We start from the raw sequence: 21,901 nt of genomic DNA on the forward strand, positions 1-21,901 counted from the left end.
TTATAGTTATTTATGTATCGGATGGCCTTCAAGGTCTTTTTTCAATATGTTAAGATATTTGCGCGCAGCGCAGTTGACAGTGTCCGGTCACAGTTTGCAGTATTAGGTTACTGAAAACTGATTACTGGGACTGCTAACTTAAAACTTAAGGTGGTTATAGCGATGGGGCTCACCTCTTACCATTCCGAACAGAGAAGTTAAGCCCATTAGCGCCGATGGTACTACATTCGTGGGAGAGTAGGTCGTTGCCTTTTTTAGAAACCCTTCATAGAAATATGAAGGGTTTTTTGTTTTTATACACGTTTGTTATTACTGCGAAACCGAGAATCTCAAACATTGTACTTATTTGATGAATTCACTACTGTCTAACACACTTCATTCATAAGGACGATTTGATATTTAGGATTTTTTATTTTTATATGTAAGGAATTGATGCTTTGAAGACTAATGGAAAATTATTCTTTATTACAGTTTATTTAACTATTTTAGTATCCATGGACATAATTATTAAATCGACCCTTAATACATTACAAAAATCTCAGTATTTATTAGATAAGTTAGACGATGCTATACTAAGTAATGCATCCGTGTCACCTTATAATTCAAGTATTGGGTCTCATTTAAGACATATTTTAGATTTTTATGACTGTATTCTAAATATAGAAGAGAACAGTGTAGATTTAACAGCTAGAAAAAGAGACACTAAAATTGAAACCTGCTGTAATTCTGCTAAAGATTATTTATTGAGCTTAATGGAAAACCTTAATGGTTTAAGAGGTGATCTCAATAACACTATTCGTGTAATTGATGATTTAGGTCTTGGAAAAATAGAAATAACATATACTTTATCTGCTTTATTAGCTCAAGCTAATAGCCATACCATACATCACTATGCTATTATAAATTATATTTTAGATAGATTGGGAATAGTAATTAACGATAGTGATTTTGGTTATAACCCAACAACACCAAAGGAAACAGCATATTAGTCTTGTTTTTTAAACATACTATCTAATATAGTATTTAGTCCTTTAAAAGCTAAATATACGGCTAATGCACAAATAATAATAGCTACAATTAGTATAGGAATGTATAAAGGCTTTTCTTGATTACTAAAAGCTATATGAAGGAGTATTGGACCTAAAAACATAGCTGCTAAAGAAGCTCCCATAGTTTTTAACCCTTTTACAAGGATATCCTTATTGGTTCTTTTAGTTTCCATTATTATAATTTTTGATAGCTAAACGTACACTACCATATTTTGTTAATAATTGCTGAGCTTCATTTTTTGAGATTTTTAATTCACTCATAATCATTTTTGCTCCTCTATCAACTAGCTTATTATTGCTTAATTGCATATCTACCATTTTGTTTCCTTTTATATGTCCAAGTTGAATCATGGTAGAAGTTGTGATCATATTAAGAACTAATTTTTGGGCTGTACCAGCTTTCATTCTAGAACTTCCCGTAACAAATTCTGGACCTACTATTACTTCTATTGGAAATTTTGCTGTTAGAGATAGTGGGCTATTAAGATTGCATGTAATACATCCAGTAACGATATTATTTTTATTACATGTATCCAGCGCAGCTATAACATATGGTGTTGTTCCAGAAGCAGCAATACCTATTACTACATCGTTTGAATTTACATTATGTTTTTGAAGATCGTCCCATCCTTCGGTAAGAGAGTCCTCTGCAAATTCTACAGCGTTTCTAATGGCTGTATCTCCACCTGCAATAAGACCGATGACTAAGTCGTGAGAAACCCCAAACGTTGGTGGACACTCTGATGCGTCTAAAATACCTAAACGTCCACTTGTACCTGCGCCTATGTAAAATAGTCGTCCACCTAATTTAAGTTTTTCTACTATCTGTTTTACTAATTTTTTAATTTGAGGTAGTGCTTTTTCAACAGCTAATGGTACTGCTTTATCTTCGTTATTTATATTGATAAGTAATTCATTAACACTCATCTTTTCCAGATGGTTGTAATGGGAATCCTGCTCTGTGGTTTTTGTAAAACTCATAGGATCAAAAATATGAATTAATCCCCAGTTTTAATCATAAAGAATATCTTCAACTTCAATTTTTTTATCATTTATAAAATCATAAAGAGTGAGTTGTCTTAAGATTACTATATCTTTTTTTAGAAATGCGTACCTTTTTGTTGCTACTTCTTTTTTACCAAATCACTCAATTATATAAGAGAAAACAGAGGTTTCTGAAACTCTAAAATAGCCAAAAGGATAGTTGTCTGGGTTTGTTTGATTTATACAATTTCCTCTTACAGTTGCAGGTTGGGTTTCAAATGGGTCGCCAGATTCATTATCAGTTTGTTGTAATAAAATATTTAGAAATTCGAAATTACGTTCAGATATCCCAGAACTCATAATTTTTAATTCATCACCTGTTTCGAGATCTTCACCTGAAAAAAATGCGAAAATTTGATTGCCATCAGTAAACTCATCATCATAAACTTCAAGGTTTATAGAGTTTTTTTTAATAATTAAAAATTCAAATAAATAAAAGTTTTTAATATTTGAAGGGTCATTGTAATATGCTTTTATTTCGGTTTCATCACCAGAAAAACCACCATCGTTTTTTTGTTCCACAAATTCTATTGGGGTTACGGGTATTAAAGTTTCAGTAGCTGTATACGTTTCATTATTATAAACAATCGTTAGATTGTAAGTGGTATTTAATATTGGTAGGAAATTATTATTTATGTAAATACCTGAATTTTCTATTTCATTAAAAACAAAAGTACTATTATTTGAATCTGTAACTGTTACTGTAGCTCCAGTTGCAGGGGGAACTATACTATCAAAAAATGGAGCTGTTAAACTTAATTTAATGGATTGATTTTTTCCATCTGTTCCTTTAACCCAACTTAAAGATGCATCGATGACTAATCTTGGTTCTGCAGTATTCAAATCTATATCCACGACGTCTTCACAGGATGCTAATGAAAACATATAAAAAATGAATAGGTACTTAATTTTTTTCATAATCTTAAAGTTTAAAATTATAAGATATTGATGGTATGATTCCAAAAATAGCCAATCGAGAAGCTTCATTTAATCCAGTTTCTGTATTTTGACCAAAGGATATTGAAGCGGCATTTCTACGGTTGTATATATTGTATATACCGAACACCCAATAACTTTGAAAGCGTTTACTTTTCTTAGGTTTTGGCGTATAGTTAAACGAAACATCTAATCTATTATAAGATGGTAATCTATCTGAATTTCTATCATTGTAATTAGGTACGGTAATACCATTGAATATATATTGTCCATTTGGAAACGTAGCAGGTTGACCGGTTTGGAATAAAAAGTTAGCATTTATTTTCCATTGATCACTCCATTTGTAGCTTCCTGTAAACGAAATATCATGAGTTTTATCAAAGGGTGTTTTGTACCAATTACCATTATTAATACCTAATTCGGATGCTGTTCTTCCTGGTGTTTGCTGTTCAGATTTTGAGAGTGTATATGCTAGCCAACCTTTAAATTTTCCTTCATTTTTACGAAGCAAGACTTCTAATCCATAGGCTCTTGATCGTCCATTTAATATAACTTGTTCAATAGCATTATTGGCAATTAAATCAGCACCATCTATATAATCTATTCTATTTTTTACTCTTTTATAAAAACTTTCCAATTCTAGAGAATACCTATTGTCTTTAAAGTTTTTAAAATAACCGATGGCGTATTGATCGAGTAATTGTGGTTTTATATACTTTCCACTAGGTGTCCAAATATCTAAAGGTGTGGGAGAGTTGGTATTTGATAATAAATGTAAGTATTGACTCATTCTATTATAACTCAATTTTATAGAGTTCTCAGAATTTAATTGATATGCTAGAGAAGCTCTGGGCTCTAAATTAAAAAAGCTAGCAATAACATCACTTCGCTTAAAGCTTTCTGTGCCTATTGGTGGCGCTTTTTCGTAAATCTGAAAATTTTCATTAAATACAACGGCATGATCGTTTTCATAAATATTAAGTTCATCTTGACCCAAACGGTGAAAAGAACTTAAGCGTAAACCATAAGATAACGCTAATTTGTCCGATAGTTTATGTTCTGCATCTAAGTAAATCGCATTTTCGAAAGCGTATTTATCAATTAATTTAAACGGGTTAACTCCAGAAGATTCTACAGTTGGATTTATATCTCCTGGGTTGAATGTATAATAAATACTATTCAAGCCATATTGTAGTTTTATTTTATCATTGATATAATGCTTGAAATCATATTTTAAATTAAAATTCTGAATACCAGAAACCCAATCAAATTCAACAAAATTTAATTTTAAATCATAGTAATAATCAGAGTAAATTAAGGATAGGTTAGAGAAAATTTTGTCTGAAAATAAATGATTCCATCTAAAATTTAAAACAGAGTTTCCATAAGTGTTTTCAAAAGTATCTTCAATTCTAAAAACATCTCGGCCAAAATATCCGGATAAGTAAATGTTATTTCTATTATTTAATTTATAACTTAATTTAGTGTTTAAGTCGTAAAAATATGCAATATTATCAATGTCAAAAAGGGGCAAAAATATGTGTGCATAACTTGATCTACCACCAAAAAGAAAAGATCCTTTTTCCTTTTTTATTGGACCTTCGGCTAATAGTCTACTAGAAACAATACCGATACCTCCATTCATATGGAATTCTTTATTATTCCCTTCTTTTTGATACATATCTAATACAGATGAAACTCTGCCGCCATACCTTGCAGGAATTCCTCCTTTATACAATCGAAGGTCTTTGATAGCATCTGGATTGAAAACAGAAAAGAAGCCAAATAAATGGGATGAATTATAAACGATGGCTTCGTCTAAGAGTATTAAATTTTGATCTGCCGAGCCTCCTCTAACATTGAACCCTGAAGATCCCTCTCCAGCATTAGTAACACCTGGGAGTAATGTAATGGCTTTAATAATATCTGCTTCCCCTAGAACTACGGGGATTTCTTTTATGGTACTTGATGTGAGTTTATTAACACTCATCTGGGGTGTTTTTATATTGAGTTTTTCAATATTTTCAGTAATAACGATCTCATCTAGGTTTTCTGAAGATTCTATTAGGCTGAAGTTTTTAGTAATATCTTCTGAAAGTATAATGGTTTCAGACTTTGCTGTAAAGCCTAAATAACTGATTATAATTTTATACTTCCCTTCTGGTAATGTAATGGAATAAAACCCATATTCATTTGTAGTAGTTCCTGATTGAATCTCAGGAAAGATAATATTAACACCAATTAGGGTTTCGTTACTTTTTTCTTCTGAAATAGTCCCACTCAGCGTAAACTTTTGTTGAGCTTCTGTTGATAGAATATTAAAACATAACGTGAAAATAAACCATAATAATAGGTGTTTCATGTAATAGCTTTTTTTTATAAAAGTATAAAAAAAAGCCCCTAAAAAGGAGCTTTTAAATATTCTTTATGATAATATGATTATTGCAAAATAGAATTTAATGTTTTGCTAGGTCTCATAACTTGATTAATAAGCGCTTCATTAGGCTCATAATAACCGCCTATGTCTGTAGCACTTCCTTGAATATCATTTAGCTCTTTTACAATGGTAGTTTCATTATCTGCTAATTGCTTTGCTATCGGCGTGAATTCTGTTTTTAATACATCATCTTTTGTTTGATTCGCTAATTCTTGTGCCCAATACATAGCTAAATAGAAGTGACTTCCTCTATTATCTAATTCACCAACTTTTCTAGAAGGCCCTTTTTTGTTTTCTAATAACTTTTCGGTAGCATCGTCTAAGGTTTCACCTAAAATTTTTGCTTTTGCGTTATCATTTACTTCGCTAAAATGCTCTAATGATACAGCCAAAGCTAAAAACTCACCTAAAGAATCCCAACGTAAGTGATTTTCTTCTAATAATTGTTGTACGTGTTTTGGAGCAGAACCACCAGCTCCGGTTTCAAATAAACCACCACCATTCATTAAAGGAACTATAGATAGCATTTTTGCACTTGTACCAACTTCTAATATTGGAAACAAGTCTGTTAAATAATCACGTAATACGTTACCAGATACAGAAATAGTATCTTTTCCTTCTATAATTCTTTCGCAAGTAAAGATTGTTGCATCAACAGGAGATAAGATTCTTAAATCTAATCCGTTTGTATCGTGATCTTTTAAATAACGATTTACTTTTTTAATTAATTGAGCATCATGCGCTCTATTTTCATTCAGCCAAAAAACGGCAGGTGTTTGTGATGCTCTAGCGCGAGTTACTGCTAATTTTACCCAGTCTTGAATAGGAGCGTCTTTAACTTGACACATTCTCCAGATATCTCCTTCTTCTACGGTATGCTCTAATAATGTGTTTCCTGAAGCATCAATAACACGAACAGTCCCTTCTGATTCTATTTCAAAGGTTTTATCATGAGATCCATACTCTTCAGCTTTTTGCGCCATAAGTCCAACATTAGGAACCGTTCCCATTGTAGTTGGATCAAAAGCGCCATGTTTTTTACAAAAATCGATGGTAGCTGCATAAATACCAGCGTAACTACTGTCTGGTATAACAGCTTTGGTGTCTTGAAGTTTGCCATCTGCATTCCACATTTGACCAGATGTACGAATCATTGCTGGCATAGAGGCATCAATAATAACATCACTAGGGACGTGTAAGTTTGTAATACCTTTATCACTATTTACCATAGCAATAGCAGGACCGTTTTGATAAACAGCAGCAATATCTCCTTCTATTTCTTTACGTTTGTCATCTGGAAGTTCTTCAATTCTACTTAAGAGATTACTAACTCCAGAATTTACATTAACATTTAACTCTTTTATTATATCACCATGCTTTTCAAATACACTTTTATAGTATGATCTCACAGCATGACCAAATATGATTGGATCACTAACCTTCATCATAGTCCCTTTCATATGTAAAGAAAAGAGCAGGTTATTATTTCTGGCATCAGCAATTTGTTCATCTAAAAATAAAACAAGAGCCTTTTTGTTCATAACCGTAGAATCGATTATTTCTTCTTCTAATAAAGCAATATTATCTTTTAAAATAGTAGTATTACCATTATTATCTGTATGCTGTATTTTTACACTTGTAGCTTCTGGTATGGTTACCGATTTTTCGTTATGTGCGAAATCTCCAGATTGCATTGTGGCTACATGCGTTTTAGAATCACTAGTCCATACGCCCATAGAATGTGGGTTCTTTTTAGCATAATTCTTTACAGCTTTAGGCGCACGTCTATCTGAATTTCCTTCACGAAGAACAGGATTAACGGCACTACCTTTAATTTTATCGTAACGAGATTTAATATCTTTTTCAGAATCGTTTTTTGGAGTATCCGGATAATTAGGAATATCAAAACCTTGCGACTGCAACTCTTTTATAGCTCCTTTTAATTGAGGAATGGATGCACTAATATTAGGTAATTTTATAATATTAGCTTCTGGTTTTTTAGCCAATTCTCCAAGAAAAGCAAGATCGTCTGAAACACGCTGATCTTCATTTAAAAAATCAGGAAAAACAGCTAAAATCCTGGCTGCTAAAGAAATATCTTTGGTTTCAATATTGATTCCTGAAGATTTAATAAAAGCTTTAACAATAGGTAAAAATGAGCGTGTTGCTAGAGCTGGTGCCTCATCTGTTTTGGTATAAATAATTTTGGACATTGGTGTCTTTTTTTTGAATTATTATAAAGCTAAAAACACGTATATAAGTAGATTCGTTTTTAGCCTTGCGAATATACGAAAATGCATGATTAAAAATGTTTAAATATTGTATGAAAAACAATTAAAAAGGAATAGTTTTAATGGAATTGTAAAAAAATATGCAGATAGTAAGGATTTAATAAAAAACAGGAGCTGAAGTTGTAAAATAACAAAAGCCATATCACGGAAGAATAAATCTTCTCTGACATGGCTTTCTTTGAAATAATATAACGTGACCTAATTAGTATTGCTACTAAATCAATTTAAATTTACATTTAAATTTTTTCAATTCAAGTGCTATTATTTCAACGAAACAGATTAGTAATTTCAATATGCATTGACCTATTACTAAGCATGTTTCTTTTAATTGTTTTTCTTGATCCTATTAACTATGCTTTTCGTTTTCACGTTAAGCTTGTTGATAGCATTGCCCATATTACAACATTCACTTTCGATTCTGTTGTTTTTTAAGCTTTCAATTACACTAGTTGCTAACTACTTTCGTATTTAGGACTTTTTGCAATATCATGGTTTTTAGCTTACACACGCATACACGTGGCTCTAAAAAACCTCAAAAAACAATTATATAATAAAGAACGTTACCTTATTAAGAATAATATAAATTTATGTTGCCACAAAACCAACCAAAGGTTGTTATTATTTCTATGTTGCTAATATAAGACCAGAAACTAAATAAACAAACTTTTCAAAGCATTAGATATCAACGATTTATGAACCATACTTATTAACTTTTGTTAATAAAAAAAGCCTTGATATAGATCAAGGCTTTTAAATAATTGCTTTTGCAATAAATCGTTATTAATGTCTACGCTCTTTAATTCTGGCTTTTTTACCAGTAAGGCCTCTAAAGTAGTAGATTCTTGCTCTACGTACTTGACCACGTTTGTTAACTTCTATTTTTTGTAATGCAGGTAAATTAATTGGGAAAATACGTTCAACGCCAATTGATCCTGACATTTTTCTAATGGTAAAAGTTTCTGATGTTCCAGATCCTCTTCTTTGTATTACAACACCTCTAAAAAACTGAGTTCTTGTTTTACTTCCTTCTTTAATTTCGTAATAAACAGTAATTGTATCACCAGCTGAAAATTCTGGTAAATCTTTTCTTGTTACAAATTCGTCTTGTACAAATTTTACTAAAGATTCCATATCTTTAAATTTAATTATAATTAAATCAGAACAACATTCACGATTCTCGCCAGAGGTTAACCCGAAATTGGCTGCAAAGATAGTTAATTATTAATAATGAACAATTAATAATTATATTTTTTATGTGATTCCTTTTATGCTTAAAAAGTTAAGCTATCCTCTCTCTTTTCTACTGCAAAATGATATTGTGAAGCTAGATAGTTATTGTTTTTTATTAATTATATTTATTTTACTAAAACTAAATTTATATGATGTTAATTCTTCTTGTATACAATCCAACTCTCGAAGAATGGCTTGTTCTTGGTGGAGGCGTTTTTTTTATTTTATTAATAGCTTATTTATTTACCAAGTATACCAAATATGGAGGAGGGAGTAATTATGGTATAACGGGAGAATTTGATGATGATTTTGATCATTTAAATGATGATTAGGATTCATCCTCCAATAAATCTGGTCGTTTATCTTTAGTTCGTTGATATGCCTGTTCTTCACGCCATTTTTCAATTTCAGGGAGGTTTCCACTAAATAATAATTCTGGGACTTTCCAACCTTTGTAATCGCGAGGTTTTGTATAGATAGGCGGCGCTAATAAATCATCTTGAAACGAATCCGTTAAGGCTGAAGTTTCATTTCCTAGTACCCCAGGAATTAATCGTATTACAGCATCACAAAGTACGGCTGCCCCTAATTCACCACCAGATAGTACGTAATCACCAATAGAAATTTCTCTAGTTATAAGATGGTCGCGTACACGTTGGTCTACTCCTTTATAATGACCACATAGAATAATTATATTTTCTTTTAAAGATATTTGGTTAGCAATACCTTGTTTTAATGTTTCGCCGTCTGGCGTCATATAAATAATCTCGTCATATTCTCTTTCTGCTTTAAGGGCAGAAATACATGTATCTATAGGTTCTACCATCATTACCATACCAGCACCGCCACCAAATTGCGTATCATCAATAGATTTGTAATTATCTGTAGTATAATCTCGTAAATTATGAAAATGAACTTCTACCAGACCAGCTTGAATAGCGCGTTTTAAAATTGAGGCTTCAAAAGGGCTTTTAAGTAATTCTGGTAAAACAGTAATAATATCTATACGCATAGGGTTGTCTTAAGAATTGCAAAGATAATTTAATTGTTTGTTATTTTGGATTGTCTTTTTACGAGCCATTTGTTAAACCATAACCAAAAAAAAATCTGTAAGTTTAATTACAGATTTTTAAGTTTATTCTTAGAAAGAATTTTTACAACCCTTTTTGTTTGTTTATTTCATCTTGTAGCTGACGTCTTACTTTTTGTTCGCGTTCCAATGCTGTTTTACGATGTTCTTCAAATTCTTCTTCAATCTCAGCTAGTGCATGTTTAGCACCTTTAGTAATAGCATTACTATTTTTGAATTTATAAATAAAGAAAAGTAGAAGTGCTAATAAACCAGCAATAATACTCCACATAAGCACGTTATAACCAGTTTTACTCATTTGCATACCAAACAGCGCCATATTGTCTTTCTCTGTATTGGTTTTGTCTAAGTCGCTTTGTGTATTATTAAGATTTAATTTTAAATCCGAAATCTCTTTATCTTGTTTTTTAACAATAAGTCTGGTATCCACAAGATCTTTACGTACAGCTTTCAAAGAATCAAGTGTATGTGCTTTAAGTGTGTATAACCAATTTTTCTTTACAACCTTATAGTCTTGATATTTATTAGACTTTCTTATTACAAATTCAAACTGACTATCTATTGTTCCGCTATTTAAAGAAAGATTGTCTGTTTCTTTTTTTATTTGAGAAAATGAGGCTGATGAGAAAATAAAAAATACTACTATAAGAGAGACTTGCTTAAAGGAATTCATTTACGATTGGTTTAAATAGTTTACGAAGTTATAAAATATTGTTTATATACGGTTATAAATAAGTAAAAAGCCTCATTTAATGAGGCTAATTTATATACGATTAAAAATTCAATTTAGATGCTCATTAATATTAATAATATGTATAACGTCTTACTTTAGCAATATATTTTGCAAGTCTAATAACTTGGTGACTATATCCATACTCGTTATCATACCATATATACATTACAATATTTTTACCGTCTTTACGCACTATAGTGGCTTTACTATCGTAAATAGAAGGTGCTGAGCATCCAACAATATCACTAGATACTAACTCATCACTTAGTTCAAATTTAATTTGTTCTACTAAATCACCTTCTAAAGCATATTTCTTTAAAATAGTATTGACACTATTTAAGGTTGTCTTGGTTTTTAATTCTAAATTTAAAATTGCCAAAGATCCGTTAGGAACTGGTACACGAATAGCGTTTGATGTAAGTTTTCCTTCTAAACTAGGTAAAGCTTTAGCAACAGCGCTTCCTGCTCCAGTTTCTGTAATAACCATATTAAGACCTGCGGCACGTCCACGACGGTATTTGCTATGAAAATTATCTACTAAATTCTGATCGTTTGTATAGGCGTGAATTGTTTCTAAGTGACCAGATTTTACACCAAATGAATCTTCGATGGCTTTTAAAACTGGTGTGATAGCATTTGTAGTACAAGATGCTGCAGAAAAAATATTAACTTTATCAGGGTTGTTTTCTGTATGGTTTACACCATAAACAATATTTGGGATTTCTTTTCCAGGAGCAGTTAGTAATACTTTATCAACTCCTTTAGATTTTAAATGCCTGCTTAAAGCTTTTTTATCTCTAAAAGCGCCAGTATTATCAATTACTAAAGCTCCTTTTATTTTGTACTTAGTATAATCAATATCTTCTGGAGCATTTGCAGAAATAATATTAACAGTGGTTCCATTAATAATTAAAGCGCTGTTTTTTACATCAACAGAAACGGTTCCTGAAAAGTCACCATGTACAGAATCGTTACGCAATAAAGACGCTCGTTTTTCAAGTATTTTTTCATTAATCTCACCACGAGTTACGATGGCTCTTAATCGCAGTTGGCTTCCTTTGCCCGTACGTGTCATAAGTTCACGAGCGACTAAACGTCCAATTCTACCAAAACCATAAAGAATAACATCTTTAGGAAGAATGTCTCCATTTTTACTAGCATCTTTTAATTTTCTAGCAACAAAAGCGGTCGCATTATTATGCTTGTTTTCCTCTAAATGAAATTCATAAGTAAGTTTTCCAATATCCAATTTAGCAGGAGGAACATCAAGCGTTTTAATAGCTTGTGCAATTTCTACTGAATCAAAAATGGAGATAGGTTTTTGTACAAATTTACCAGCATATTCATGTAGGTTTAAAATTTGACTCACATTTCTATCGATAAGTTGATTTCTAAAAATTACTAGTTCTATGGACTTATCGTACCAAAGATCACTTATAATTTTAATAAATTCTACGGTAGCTCTTCGACGATCTGCTTGAAAGGCTAACTCATTTTCATAAGCTTTGTTAAAAGACATTGTAAAATAGTTTAGTTAAATTTTTGGCAAAAGTATCATATTTCAAACGTTTTCGTAGCGTATTTTGATAAAAAAATAACCCTTCAAAAAATCATTGTTTTTTTGAAGGGTTTAAATACCGAGGTAATACTTTATTTATCTGAAGTTGTAGCGTTCTTTTTCCCCCTTAGAATTTATAAGCTCAATTCTTAAGGATCCCAAAGATTTATCTTGTAAAGCGTTTTGCACATCGTCAACTGAGTTTACTTTTATATCATTAATAGATGTAATAATAGAACCTTCACTTACACCATTATTCTTCCAATACTCAGCGTATTCTTGGTCAAGCTCAATTATTTTCACACCATTAGGTGTATTGAATTTCTTTAAATCTTCTTGTTTAGCATTTTTTATACGCCCTACTAAAGGCATTTTGAATGTTTCATTCTTAATTAGAGTTACAGGAACTGTTCTTAACGTACCATTTCTTGAAAGTGTTAAGTTTACTACATCGTTAGCTCTTTTTGCACTAATATGACCAATTAAATCTGAAAACTTGGAAACTTTAACATTATCAATCTCTTTTATAATGTCTCCTTTTTTAACTCCGGATTTTTCAGCTCCAGAATCTTCAACAATACTACCTACATAAACACCTTGTGTATCATCAATACCTAATTGTTCAGCAAATTCACTATTTAAAGTGCGGCCACTTATACCTAAAATACCATTTTGCACATTTCCATACTCCATAATATCCTCAATAACTCTACGAGCAATATTACTTGGTACGGCAAAGGAGTAACCAACATAAGAGCCAGTTTGTGAAGATATAGCAGTGTTAATACCAATAAGTTCGCCATTAGTATTAACTAGGGCACCACCGGAATTACCAGGATTTACTGCAGCATCGGTTTGTAGAAACGATTGCGTATAACGTCCAGAAGGATCTAAATTTCTGGATTTCGCACTAATAATTCCAGCTGTAACCGTAGATGTTAAATTAAATGGATTCCCAACAGCTAGAACCCATTCACCAATTTTAACTTCATCCGAATCAGCAAATGTTACATAAGGTAAATCTTCATCTGTATCAATTTTTAAAAGTGCTATATCTGTTTTTGGGTCTGTACCAACCAATTTGGCTTCATAAGTTTTATTATTATTCATTGTTACCGATAATTCATGTGCATTTTTAATAACATGATTATTTGTTATAATATAACCGTTAGCATTGATTATAACACCAGAGCCTGTACCTAATTGAGGACGCTGGGAACGTCTGCCAAAAAATAAATCCTCAAAAGTCATCTGTCCAGAGCTAATCGATACATTTTTTACGTGTACCACAGCATTAACTGTGTTTTCGGCAGCAGTTATAAAATCTGAATTTTCATAGGCTTTTAATGGGCTATTAATGTTTCCCGTTGGTAAAAAGGTAGGAATAGAGTCTGTAGCAGTTACTACTATATTTTTGTTTTCTTTTTCTAAAAATAGTTTATAAGCACCAAGGGTTAAAACACCTCCTAATGCAGAAACCAATACTAATGATAAAAACTTTTTCATAAATGTTAAATTTAATTACAATGTATTAACGACTAAAATTAATTATTTATTGAATGGCTAATTTCGTTTTAACGATTTTTAACGCCTATTTTAACGACTATTTAACAATCAAAAATACCGTTTAATATTTATATCTTTGTGCTTTATTATGCAACAGACTTTTTATAAATATCAAGGAACAGGAAACGATTTTGTGATGATTGATAATCGTCAACAAACTTTCGACAAAAATAATACCAAACTAGTAGCGACACTTTGTGACAGACGTTTTGGCATAGGAGCTGACGGACTTATTCTATTAGAAGACCATAGCGATTTAGACTTTAAAATGGTTTATTATAATGCCGATGGAAATGAAAGCTCTATGTGTGGTAATGGTGGACGTTGTTTAGTTGCATTTGCCAAACAGTTAGGAATTATAGAAAACATGGCAGTTTTTGAAGCGATTGATGGATTACATCACGCCACTATAGATGGTGATATTGTAAAGCTTCAAATGGTAGATGTTGATAGAGTTGAAAAGCATGAAAATCATGTCTTTTTAGATACAGGGTCGCCACATCACGTGCAATTTGAAAATAAAATAGATGCCTTTGATATTAAAACAGAAGGATCTAAAATTAGATATGGTGAACCATATAATGAAGCAGGTAGCAATGTGAATTTCGTAAAGAAAGTTAGTGATCAAATTTTTACAGTTAGAACTTATGAGCGAGGTGTAGAAGATGAAACATTATCGTGTGGTACGGGTGCTACTGCCGTTGCTTTAGCAATGCATGCTATTTATGAAACAACAGATAACCTTATAACACTTCAAGTACCAGGAGGAGAGTTAAAAGTGTCTTTTGAAGTTGATAATGGACTCTATAAAAATGTATGGTTAATCGGGGCTGCTAAACTTGTTTTTAAAGGGACTATATGATTACTTTAAAAGGCGAAAATATATACTTACGCGCTTTAGAACCAGAAGATTTAGAATTTATTCATATTATTGAAAATGATGAGTCTATATGGGAAATAAGTAATACAATTACACCGTATTCTAAATATTTAATAAAACAGTATTTAGAACAAGCTCATAAAGATATTTTTGAAGTTAAACAATTACGTCTGGTTATTTCGAGTTATAAAGAGGAGTCATTAGGAATGATTGATTTATTTGATTTTGATTTTAAAAACGGTAGAGCCGGCGTTGGTATTTTAGTTAAAGAGATAGGTGATAGAGGAAAAGGCTATGGTTATGAAGCTCTTAAACTATTAATAGATTATAGTTTTACACATTTAGGTTTACATCAGTTATATTGTAATATTTCTGAAGATAATGAAACAAGTATAAAACTTTTTACAAATCAGGGATTTAAAAAAATAGGACTTAAAAAAGATTGGATTCATACCAATGGTTCTTATAAAAACGAATATTTATTTCAGCTTATAAATAATTAACATGTACATTAAAAAGATACTTATTACAATTGTTATTATTGGATTGGTAGTTGCTGCGTTTTTTGCAAATTTTGTATATAAAGCCATGCTAAAACCAAATACGAAGTTTAATAATGAAATGGCATACATCTTTATTCCTTCTAATGCAGTTTATGAAGATGTTAGAAACCAGTTAATACCCTTATTGGATGATATAGATTCTTTTGATGATTTAGCAGAGCAAAAGAAATATACAGTTAATATTAAAGCTGGAAAATTTGCCATTAAAAATGGAATGAGTAATAATGATATTATTAATTCTATTCGTAGCAAGAACATACCAATTAAAGTATCTTTTAATAATCAAGAAACTCTTGAAAAGTTAGCAGGGCGTATAGCAGTTCAAGTTGAAGCAGATAGTGTCTCTTTGTTAAATGCAATGAAAGACCAAACATTTTTAAAAGAAAACAATTTTAATGGAGCAACAGCTCTTGGGATGTACTTGCCTAATAGTTATGAGCTTTTCTGGAATACTTCTGCCGAATCATTTAGAAATCGTATGCTTAAAGAGTATAACCGTTTTTGGAATGATTCGAGAAAAAATAAAGCAAAAGATATAGATTTGTCCCAAGATGAAGTAATTGCATTGGCTTCCATAGTCTATGAAGAGTCTAAACAGACTTCAGAACAGCCTAGGATAGCTGGTGTTTATGTTAATAGATTAAAAAGAGGAATACCGTTACAAGCAGACCCTACGCTTAAATTTGCGGCTTATAAATTGCCAAAATATAAGAATACTATTATTAAACGTGTTTTAAATGTACATATGGAGATTGATTCTCCTTATAATACATATATGTATGCTGGGCTACCTCCAGGTTTAATTGCTATGCCTGATATTTCGGCAATTGATGCGGTTTTAAATCATGAAAAACATAAATACATATATTTCGCTGCAGATGCGAAACGTCTTGGTTTTCATAAATTTGCTAGAACTTTAGCACAGCATAACGCGAATGCCAGAGAATATCACCGTTACTTATCATCTCAAGGCATTAATAAATAGTGAAGCGTTTTATTATAAACCATATTCTGTTACTCACATTATTGTCTTCGCTGTCTTATTCACAATCTAAGCTAGATAATTTTTTAACACCTAGTGACACACTTAATAAGCCCAGAAGAAACGCTGTTGTTATTTCAGAGGCTTCTATAGCGAGTTTAAGTTTATTAGGATTAAATCAACTTTGGTATGCTGATTTTGATCGTTCAAAGTTCCACACTGTTAACGATAATAATGAATGGCTTCAAATGGATAAAATTGGTCACGCTTTTACAGCCTATCAGATGGGAAGGCATGGCGCACAGTTATTAAATTGGAGCGGTGTAAGTAAAAAAGATCAGCTAATTTATGGGGCAACTTTAGGCTTTGGTTTTTTAACAGCTGTTGAAGTGTTAGATGGATATTCGCAAGAATGGGGTTTTTCATGGGGTGATATTGCGGCAAACGGAGCAGGAGCTGGTTTGTATATTGGACAAGAATTGCTGTGGAATGAGCAGAGAATTGCCTTAAAATATTCTTTTCATCAAACTAGGTATGCGAAATTAAACCCAGAGAAGCTTGGCGAAAACTTTTTAGAAGAAATATTAAAAGACTATAACGGACAAACCTATTGGTTAAGTGCTAATCTACATTCTTTTTTTAAAGAAAGTAAAATCCCAAAATGGTTAAACCTGGCGGTAGGTTATGGAGCCGACGGGATGCTTTATGGGTCGAAAGATATTGACAATCAAGTGTTAACAACTAATCATAGGGTGCGTCAATACTATTTAAGTTTTGATGTAAATTTGAATGCGATTAGGACAAATTCAAAATTTTTGAGAGCAGTTTTAGACGTTTTTAGTATGGTTAAGTTACCATTCCCTACATTAGAAATCAATAAAAATAAGTGTGTATTTCATCTATTCTACAACTAAAAAATGCACATAATCGATTAATTTTGAAATAATTAAAAAAAAGCCTAATTTTGCACGCTGAAATTTGAAGGGGTATTTTACATTAAAATACACTGAAAAAATTTAAAATTATGGTAAAGAATATTGCAAGTTTTATTACCCTCGCACTTACAATATGTTTTATATTAAGTGTATCGTTTTCATCCGATGAAACGATTGATTTAAGTAAGTATTCTACAAAGGGATTAGACTTAAATTATACGGTACGTGATAATACAAGTAAAGACTTTAGTTTGTTAGCATCAAACGAATCGTTCTCTCCTTACTTAGGTAAGTCGTTTGTAGGATTTAAAGAAGCCTTAGCTTTTAAAGAATCTGGAGGTGATTATTTTTCTGTGAACACATATGGTTACTTAGGCAAGTATCAGTTTGGGAAATCTACTTTAAGAATGATTGGAATTAAGAATTCCGATAAATTTTTAAAGAGTCCTAAGCTGCAAGAGCGAGCTTTTATTGCTAATGCTGAGCGTAATAAATGGATTTTAAGGCGTGATATTAAGAATTTTGTTGGAAAACGAATTAATGGTATTATAGTGACAGAATCTGGTATTCTAGCTGCAGCGCATTTAGCGGGTCCAGGAAATGTGAAGAAATATTTGAGAAGTTATGGTTTAGATAACTTTGCAGATGGTTATGGTACGACTGTGCATGAATACATGAAGCGTTTTTCTGGATATGATACTTCTTTTGTGAAGCCAAATAAAGAAGCAAAAGCTATTTAATAAGTATTAGCTTTTATGAATAATAAATATTGTAGGTCTCTTATGTAGGTCTACAATATTTTTTTTCCATTCATTTGCGGTTTGCGTTTTTATAAATTCTGTACTTAAGGTAATATCACATGCTACAGATATGTCTGTGTTTTTTTCTAACGTATGGCACAAGTCTTCTAGCATCTTATTGTTTCTGTATGGCGTTTCTATAAATAGTTGAGATTGATTATGCTCGAAAGAAAGTCTTTCTAATCGTTTAATCTCACTTTTTCGTTCACCTTTGTCAATAGGTAAATAACCATTAAAGGCAAAGCTTTGACCATTCATGCCAGAACTCATCATAGCCATTAAGATTGATGAAGGTCCAACCAGAGGTACTACTTTAATGTTTTTTTGATGTGCTAATTTTACAATGTCTGCACCGGGGTCTGCAATACCAGGGCACCCAGCTTCAGATAAAAGCCCAATATTAGTACCGTTTAAGCAAGGAGATAAAAAACTAGGTAGTTCATTTGCATCTGTAAATTTGTTTAAATGAAACATATTTAAGGATGGTTGCGATTTATCAGGAGTTATTTTTTTTATAAAGCGCCTAGCTGTCTTTTCATTTTCAACAATATAGGTGTCAATTTGTTTAATTAAATACTTGACTGATGCAGGTAAAACTTCTAAAGGATCATTATCCCCTAAAGTTGTTGGGATTAAATATAATTTACCTTTAGCTGTGCTCATAAAAAATTTTATTTAAGTCAGAGTTTTTTTTGCGATTATATCACAAGCTTCATCTAGCATTTTGTATACATTTTCAAAACCATCTTCACCTCCGTAATAAGGATCTGGCACATCATAATTTTGATTTGGATATACTTCATTTAAAATGAATTTTACTTTCGCACGGTCTTCATCATTTCTAGCTAACGAAATAACATTTCTGAAGTTTGATTCATCCATCACATAAATTAAATCGAACAAATCAAAATCTGAAGTTTTAAATTGTCTGCCTTTTAAGTGAGAAATATCCAATCCGTATTTTCTAGCAACAGCAATAGAACGCTTGTCTGGAGAACTACCTGCATGATAATTAGCCGTGCCAGCTGAGTCTATGTGAAAATCACTTGAAAGTTTAGATTTTAAAATACCTTCGGCTAAGGGAGAACGGCAAATGTTTCCCAAACATACCATCAGAATGTTAGTCATTGGATGTAAATTTTAAACAGAAAGCTTCTTAGAGATGTCTTCAACATATTTTCTAAACTGTTTATCTGTTGAAGATAAATTATCAACCGTTTTGCAAGCATGTAAAACAGTTGCATGGTCGCGTTTGCCTATTTGAGAACCAATACTTGCTAAGGAAGCTTTAGTGAATTTTTTTGCGAAAAACATAGCTAATTGACGTGCTTGAACGATATGTCGCTTCCTAGTTTTAGATTGTAGTGTGTCAACATCCATTTGGAAATAATCTGATACTACTTTTTGTATATAATCTATTGAAACTTCACGTTTAGTGTTCTTTACAAATTTCTCAACTATAACTCTAGCCAAGTCAATCGTAATTTCTTTTTTATTGAATGAAGACTGTGCTATTAATGAGATTATAGCCCCTTCTAATTCTCTAACATTAGTTTTAATATTTTTGGCTACGTATTCAATAATATCTTCTGGCATTTCAACACCATCTCGATATAATTTATTTTTAAGAATAGAAACTCTGGTTTCAAAGTCAGGTGTTTGTAATTCAGCAGAAAGTCCCCATTTAAAACGAGATAATAAACGTTGCTCTATATCTTGCATATCAACAGGAGCTTTATCGCTAGTTAAGATGACTTGCTTTCCATTTTGATGCAAATGATTAAATATATGGAAAAAGACATCCTGTGTTCCTGTTTTGCCAGAAAAGAATTGAACATCATCAATAATTAATACATCAATAATTTGATAAAAATGAATGAAGTCATTTCTGTTATTTTTCTTGACAGCGTCTATATATTGTTGTGTAAATTTCTCTGCAGAAATATATAAAACCGTTTTTTCAGGATATTTATCTTTTATATCGACACCGATAGCATGTGCTAAATGTGTTTTACCTAGACCAACACCTCCAAAAACTAAAAGAGGATTAAAAGAGGTGCCTCCTGGTTTTGCAGAAACTGCTAATCCAGCACTACGCGCTAAACGGTTGGAATCTCCTTCTAGAAAGTTTTCAAAACTATAATTAGGATTAAGTTGAGATTCAATCTTAACATTTCTAATGCCAGGAATAACAAAAGGATTTCTTAGTTCTGGACTTTTATTATTAAAAGGAATGTCAACGTCTTGAGACTTTACCGAGCTTCTATTTGAACTAGGGATTTTTTCAGTAAAAGGTTGTTTATTGCCATACGTGTTTTCCATTTTTATAATGTAAACAAGTTTAGCAGTCTCTCCTAATTCCTTTGTAAGTGAAACCTTAAGGATTTTTACATAATGCTCTTCAAGCCATTCGTAAAAGAACTTACTAGGGACTTGAATGCTCAATGCATTATCTGTAAGCTTAACGGCTATGATAGGTTCAAACCAAGTTTTGTATGCTTGCGGTTGAATGTTATCCTTTATAAAATCTAGACAATTATCCCATACCGATTGCGCAGTTACACCCATTAGTTTACTAGTCGTTATTTATTAGTTAGTTTTATAATAGAGAGAGTGAATTTCCCCCTGACCCAATTTACTTGCGGCAAATATGTGAACAAAATTCTTAAAAAAAAAATGATTTACTATTGAATTTCTAGAAATTTTTCCCCATGTTTAAGCTTATGCCGAAACTACGAAAAAAAAATTAATTATCCCTATGAAAATCGACGAAATACAAATAAGAGTGAGATATGGTGAAACTGACCAAATGGGAGTCGTGTATCACGGCAACTACGCACTATACCTTGAAATGGGAAGAGTAGAGTGGTTAAGAAAATTAGGAATTTCTTATAAAATGATGGAAGAAAGTGGGATCATGTTACCAGTAGTTTCTTTGAGTATAAACTATAAGAAATCAGCTAGTTATGATGATGTAATTAATGTAAAAACTCAACTAAAGAAAACTCCTACGGTTAAGATAGAATTTGAATATGAAATCACCAATAAAGCAGGTGAAATTTTAACAACTGCTAGCACAATTTTGGTGTTTATTGATACGAAAACGAATAAGCCTACAAAAGCTCCAAAATATCTTTTAGACCTTTTAGAGGATTAGAGTTTTTTTATGTTTATTTCGAATAAGTGGTTAAAAATTTCAAAAATAGATTGCGCATCCTTTTTTCTCACCGAAATAATGATTTTACAATCCATTTCTAATACTTGATTGATCATATTTAAGTTTTTCTCTTTAATAATTCGCATGACTTTATTCATATTCTTATAATCAAACGAAATGAGGTAGTCTATATTTATTGTTTTTTCTAAAATATTTGAATGCTCCAGTACTAATTGTGCTGTTGTTTTGTAAGCATTTATGAGTCCTCCAACTCCCAGTTTAACGCCTCCAAAATATCTAACCACGACAATTAAAATATTGGTAACATCAAAGGATTGTATTTGTCCATAAATTGGCATACCAGCAGAATTGTTAGGCTCTCCATCGTCATTGGCGCGATAAGTCATGGTTTCTGTTCCTAATTGATAAGCGTAACACCAATGTCTGGCTGCATGATGTGTTTTTTTTAAGACTTCAATATGGGATTTTACATCGTCTTCTGTTAAAACTGGAAAGGCATAACCATAAAACTTACTATTTTTATCTTTATAAAGTTTTTCTTCCGAAACCTTAAGGATTGTTTTATAGGTGTCTTTTATAGCATTCATTTTTACAATAATAAGGGTTTAAAAAGACGGTCTTGGTTTAAG

General features: G+C 31.6%; 22 protein-coding genes and 1 rRNA gene. 9 read left to right on the plus strand and 14 right to left on the minus strand.

Going from position 1 to position 21,901, the window contains the following annotated elements; translation table 11 throughout:
- Positions 1-146 precede the first annotated feature (146 nt).
- Positions 147-254 (plus strand): 5S ribosomal RNA (gene rrf / locus Q4Q39_RS14170).
- Between the two features lie 240 nt (positions 255-494).
- On the plus strand, positions 495-989 hold the full coding sequence (locus tag Q4Q39_RS14175) for a DinB family protein (RefSeq protein WP_303283176.1): 495 nt from the start codon (positions 495-497) through the stop codon (positions 987-989).
- Here the strand turns inward: Q4Q39_RS14175 and Q4Q39_RS14180 are convergent.
- The 6 genes from Q4Q39_RS14180 to rplS all read right to left on the minus strand — a co-directional run bounded on the left by Q4Q39_RS14180 (position 986) and on the right by rplS (position 8,888).
- Positions 986-1,222, minus strand: a complete 237-nt coding sequence (locus Q4Q39_RS14180) for a DUF6095 family protein (protein WP_303283177.1) — start codon at positions 1,220-1,222, stop codon at positions 986-988. The two genes, Q4Q39_RS14175 and Q4Q39_RS14180, sit on opposite strands and share 4 nt — an antisense overlap.
- Positions 1,212-2,030: an N-acetylmuramic acid 6-phosphate etherase gene (murQ, locus tag Q4Q39_RS14185; protein ID WP_303283178.1), complete on the minus strand. Its 819-nt coding sequence runs from the start codon at positions 2,028-2,030 to the stop codon at positions 1,212-1,214. Before murQ ends, Q4Q39_RS14180 begins: the two co-directional genes overlap by 11 nt.
- 162 nt (positions 2,031-2,192) lie before the next feature.
- Positions 2,193-3,011: a DUF4249 family protein gene (locus tag Q4Q39_RS14190; protein ID WP_303283179.1), complete on the minus strand. Its 819-nt coding sequence runs from the start codon at positions 3,009-3,011 to the stop codon at positions 2,193-2,195.
- A 4-nt stretch (positions 3,012-3,015) separates the two neighbouring features.
- Complete coding sequence (locus Q4Q39_RS14195; protein WP_303283180.1) at positions 3,016-5,391, minus strand: TonB-dependent receptor; 2,376 nt, start codon at positions 5,389-5,391, stop codon at positions 3,016-3,018.
- Positions 5,392-5,468: 77 nt separating this feature from the next.
- Positions 5,469-7,679, minus strand: a complete 2,211-nt coding sequence (locus Q4Q39_RS14200) for an NADP-dependent isocitrate dehydrogenase (protein ID WP_303283181.1) — start codon at positions 7,677-7,679, stop codon at positions 5,469-5,471.
- An 858-nt stretch (positions 7,680-8,537) separates the two neighbouring features.
- The gene (gene rplS, locus Q4Q39_RS14205; protein ID WP_303283182.1) at positions 8,538-8,888 is read right to left on the minus strand and encodes a 50S ribosomal protein L19; all 351 of its coding nucleotides are present in this window, start codon (positions 8,886-8,888) and stop codon (positions 8,538-8,540) included.
- A 248-nt stretch (positions 8,889-9,136) separates the two neighbouring features.
- On the opposite strand from rplS, the gene Q4Q39_RS14210 reads away from it, so the two are divergent.
- The gene (locus Q4Q39_RS14210; protein ID WP_303283184.1) at positions 9,137-9,319 is read left to right on the plus strand and encodes a hypothetical protein; all 183 of its coding nucleotides are present in this window, start codon (positions 9,137-9,139) and stop codon (positions 9,317-9,319) included.
- On the opposite strand, the gene trmD is transcribed toward Q4Q39_RS14210, so the two are convergent.
- From trmD to Q4Q39_RS14230, 4 genes are all read right to left on the minus strand, one after another.
- Positions 9,316-9,999, minus strand: a complete 684-nt coding sequence (trmD, locus tag Q4Q39_RS14215; protein WP_303283186.1) for a tRNA (guanosine(37)-N1)-methyltransferase TrmD — start codon at positions 9,997-9,999, stop codon at positions 9,316-9,318. The genes Q4Q39_RS14210 and trmD overlap by 4 nt on opposite strands.
- Before the next feature lie 142 nt (positions 10,000-10,141).
- Positions 10,142-10,750, minus strand: a complete 609-nt coding sequence (locus Q4Q39_RS14220) for a tRNA (guanine-N1)-methyltransferase (protein WP_303283188.1) — start codon at positions 10,748-10,750, stop codon at positions 10,142-10,144.
- 130 nt (positions 10,751-10,880) lie between these two features.
- Positions 10,881-12,329, minus strand: a complete 1,449-nt coding sequence (locus Q4Q39_RS14225; protein ID WP_303283190.1) for a glyceraldehyde-3-phosphate dehydrogenase — start codon at positions 12,327-12,329, stop codon at positions 10,881-10,883.
- Between the two features lie 135 nt (positions 12,330-12,464).
- A complete protein-coding gene (locus Q4Q39_RS14230; protein WP_303283191.1) occupies positions 12,465-13,874 on the minus strand; it encodes a trypsin-like peptidase domain-containing protein in 1,410 nt (469 codons plus the stop codon).
- Between the two features lie 148 nt (positions 13,875-14,022).
- Here Q4Q39_RS14230 and dapF point away from each other — a divergent pair, with 148 nt between their 5' ends.
- From dapF to Q4Q39_RS14255, 5 genes are all read left to right on the plus strand, one after another.
- The gene (gene dapF / locus Q4Q39_RS14235; RefSeq protein WP_303283192.1) at positions 14,023-14,796 is read left to right on the plus strand and encodes a diaminopimelate epimerase; all 774 of its coding nucleotides are present in this window, start codon (positions 14,023-14,025) and stop codon (positions 14,794-14,796) included.
- Complete coding sequence (locus Q4Q39_RS14240) at positions 14,793-15,317, plus strand: GNAT family N-acetyltransferase (RefSeq protein WP_303283194.1); 525 nt, start codon at positions 14,793-14,795, stop codon at positions 15,315-15,317. The genes dapF and Q4Q39_RS14240 overlap by 4 nt, the downstream gene beginning before the upstream one ends.
- Before the next feature lies 1 nt (position 15,318).
- A complete protein-coding gene (gene mltG, locus Q4Q39_RS14245; RefSeq protein ID WP_303283196.1) occupies positions 15,319-16,362 on the plus strand; it encodes an endolytic transglycosylase MltG in 1,044 nt (347 codons plus the stop codon).
- Positions 16,362-17,273 (plus strand): DUF2279 domain-containing protein, encoded by a 912-nt coding sequence (locus Q4Q39_RS14250; protein ID WP_303283198.1) that lies wholly within the window; start codon positions 16,362-16,364, stop codon positions 17,271-17,273. Before mltG ends, Q4Q39_RS14250 begins: the two co-directional genes overlap by 1 nt.
- A gap of 110 nt (positions 17,274-17,383) precedes the next feature.
- The gene (locus Q4Q39_RS14255; protein WP_303283200.1) at positions 17,384-18,034 is read left to right on the plus strand and encodes a lysozyme family protein; all 651 of its coding nucleotides are present in this window, start codon (positions 17,384-17,386) and stop codon (positions 18,032-18,034) included.
- Between the two features lie 6 nt (positions 18,035-18,040).
- On the opposite strand, the gene Q4Q39_RS14260 is transcribed toward Q4Q39_RS14255, so the two are convergent.
- From Q4Q39_RS14260 to dnaA, 3 genes are read right to left on the minus strand one after another with little or no spacing between them, the layout of a single operon-like run.
- Positions 18,041-18,757, minus strand: a complete 717-nt coding sequence (locus Q4Q39_RS14260; protein WP_303283201.1) for an SAM-dependent methyltransferase — start codon at positions 18,755-18,757, stop codon at positions 18,041-18,043.
- A gap of 12 nt (positions 18,758-18,769) precedes the next feature.
- Positions 18,770-19,222, minus strand: coding sequence for a low molecular weight protein-tyrosine-phosphatase (locus Q4Q39_RS14265; protein ID WP_303283202.1), 453 nt, complete (start codon positions 19,220-19,222; stop codon positions 18,770-18,772).
- 12 nt (positions 19,223-19,234) lie between these two features.
- Positions 19,235-20,662: a chromosomal replication initiator protein DnaA gene (dnaA, locus tag Q4Q39_RS14270; protein WP_303283203.1), complete on the minus strand. Its 1,428-nt coding sequence runs from the start codon at positions 20,660-20,662 to the stop codon at positions 19,235-19,237.
- A gap of 190 nt (positions 20,663-20,852) precedes the next feature.
- Between dnaA and Q4Q39_RS14275 the strand changes: the two genes are divergently transcribed.
- Positions 20,853-21,251, plus strand: coding sequence for an acyl-CoA thioesterase (locus Q4Q39_RS14275; RefSeq protein WP_303283204.1), 399 nt, complete (start codon positions 20,853-20,855; stop codon positions 21,249-21,251).
- Here the strand turns inward: Q4Q39_RS14275 and Q4Q39_RS14280 are convergent.
- Complete coding sequence (locus Q4Q39_RS14280) at positions 21,248-21,859, minus strand: IMPACT family protein (RefSeq protein WP_303283205.1); 612 nt, start codon at positions 21,857-21,859, stop codon at positions 21,248-21,250. The two genes, Q4Q39_RS14275 and Q4Q39_RS14280, sit on opposite strands and share 4 nt — an antisense overlap.
- Between the last annotated feature and the right edge of the window lie 42 nt (positions 21,860-21,901).

The sequence above is a fragment of the Flavivirga amylovorans genome, assembly GCF_030540875.1.
Lineage (GTDB): Bacteria > Bacteroidota > Bacteroidia > Flavobacteriales > Flavobacteriaceae > Flavivirga > Flavivirga amylovorans.

Bases quoted from the DNA above. Each gene is read 5' to 3' on its own strand.
- Q4Q39_RS14280 (WP_303283205.1), bottom strand. From the start codon at position 21,859: ATGAATGCTATAAAAGACACCTATAAAACAATCCTTAAGGTTTCGGAA.
- Q4Q39_RS14210 (WP_303283184.1), top strand. From the start codon at position 9,137: ATGATGTTAATTCTTCTTGTATACAATCCAACTCTCGAAGAATGGCTT.
- Q4Q39_RS14220 (WP_303283188.1), bottom strand. From the start codon at position 10,750: ATGAATTCCTTTAAGCAAGTCTCTCTTATAGTAGTATTTTTTATTTTC.
- Q4Q39_RS14255 (WP_303283200.1), top strand. From the start codon at position 17,384: ATGGTAAAGAATATTGCAAGTTTTATTACCCTCGCACTTACAATATGT.
- mltG (WP_303283196.1), top strand. From the start codon at position 15,319: ATGTACATTAAAAAGATACTTATTACAATTGTTATTATTGGATTGGTA.
- dnaA (WP_303283203.1), bottom strand. From the start codon at position 20,662: ATGGGTGTAACTGCGCAATCGGTATGGGATAATTGTCTAGATTTTATA.
- Q4Q39_RS14230 (WP_303283191.1), bottom strand. From the start codon at position 13,874: ATGAAAAAGTTTTTATCATTAGTATTGGTTTCTGCATTAGGAGGTGTT.
- rplS (WP_303283182.1), bottom strand. From the start codon at position 8,888: ATGGAATCTTTAGTAAAATTTGTACAAGACGAATTTGTAACAAGAAAA.
- Q4Q39_RS14195 (WP_303283180.1), bottom strand. From the start codon at position 5,391: ATGAAACACCTATTATTATGGTTTATTTTCACGTTATGTTTTAATATT.
- Q4Q39_RS14260 (WP_303283201.1), bottom strand. From the start codon at position 18,757: ATGAGCACAGCTAAAGGTAAATTATATTTAATCCCAACAACTTTAGGG.
- Q4Q39_RS14180 (WP_303283177.1), bottom strand. From the start codon at position 1,222: ATGGAAACTAAAAGAACCAATAAGGATATCCTTGTAAAAGGGTTAAAA.
- trmD (WP_303283186.1), bottom strand. From the start codon at position 9,999: ATGCGTATAGATATTATTACTGTTTTACCAGAATTACTTAAAAGCCCT.
- Q4Q39_RS14175 (WP_303283176.1), top strand. From the start codon at position 495: ATGGACATAATTATTAAATCGACCCTTAATACATTACAAAAATCTCAG.
- dapF (WP_303283192.1), top strand. From the start codon at position 14,023: ATGCAACAGACTTTTTATAAATATCAAGGAACAGGAAACGATTTTGTG.
- Q4Q39_RS14265 (WP_303283202.1), bottom strand. From the start codon at position 19,222: ATGACTAACATTCTGATGGTATGTTTGGGAAACATTTGCCGTTCTCCC.
- Q4Q39_RS14240 (WP_303283194.1), top strand. From the start codon at position 14,793: ATGATTACTTTAAAAGGCGAAAATATATACTTACGCGCTTTAGAACCA.
- murQ (WP_303283178.1), bottom strand. From the start codon at position 2,030: ATGAGTTTTACAAAAACCACAGAGCAGGATTCCCATTACAACCATCTG.
- Q4Q39_RS14190 (WP_303283179.1), bottom strand. From the start codon at position 3,011: ATGAAAAAAATTAAGTACCTATTCATTTTTTATATGTTTTCATTAGCA.
- Q4Q39_RS14200 (WP_303283181.1), bottom strand. From the start codon at position 7,679: ATGTCCAAAATTATTTATACCAAAACAGATGAGGCACCAGCTCTAGCA.
- Q4Q39_RS14225 (WP_303283190.1), bottom strand. From the start codon at position 12,329: ATGTCTTTTAACAAAGCTTATGAAAATGAGTTAGCCTTTCAAGCAGAT.
- Q4Q39_RS14275 (WP_303283204.1), top strand. From the start codon at position 20,853: ATGAAAATCGACGAAATACAAATAAGAGTGAGATATGGTGAAACTGAC.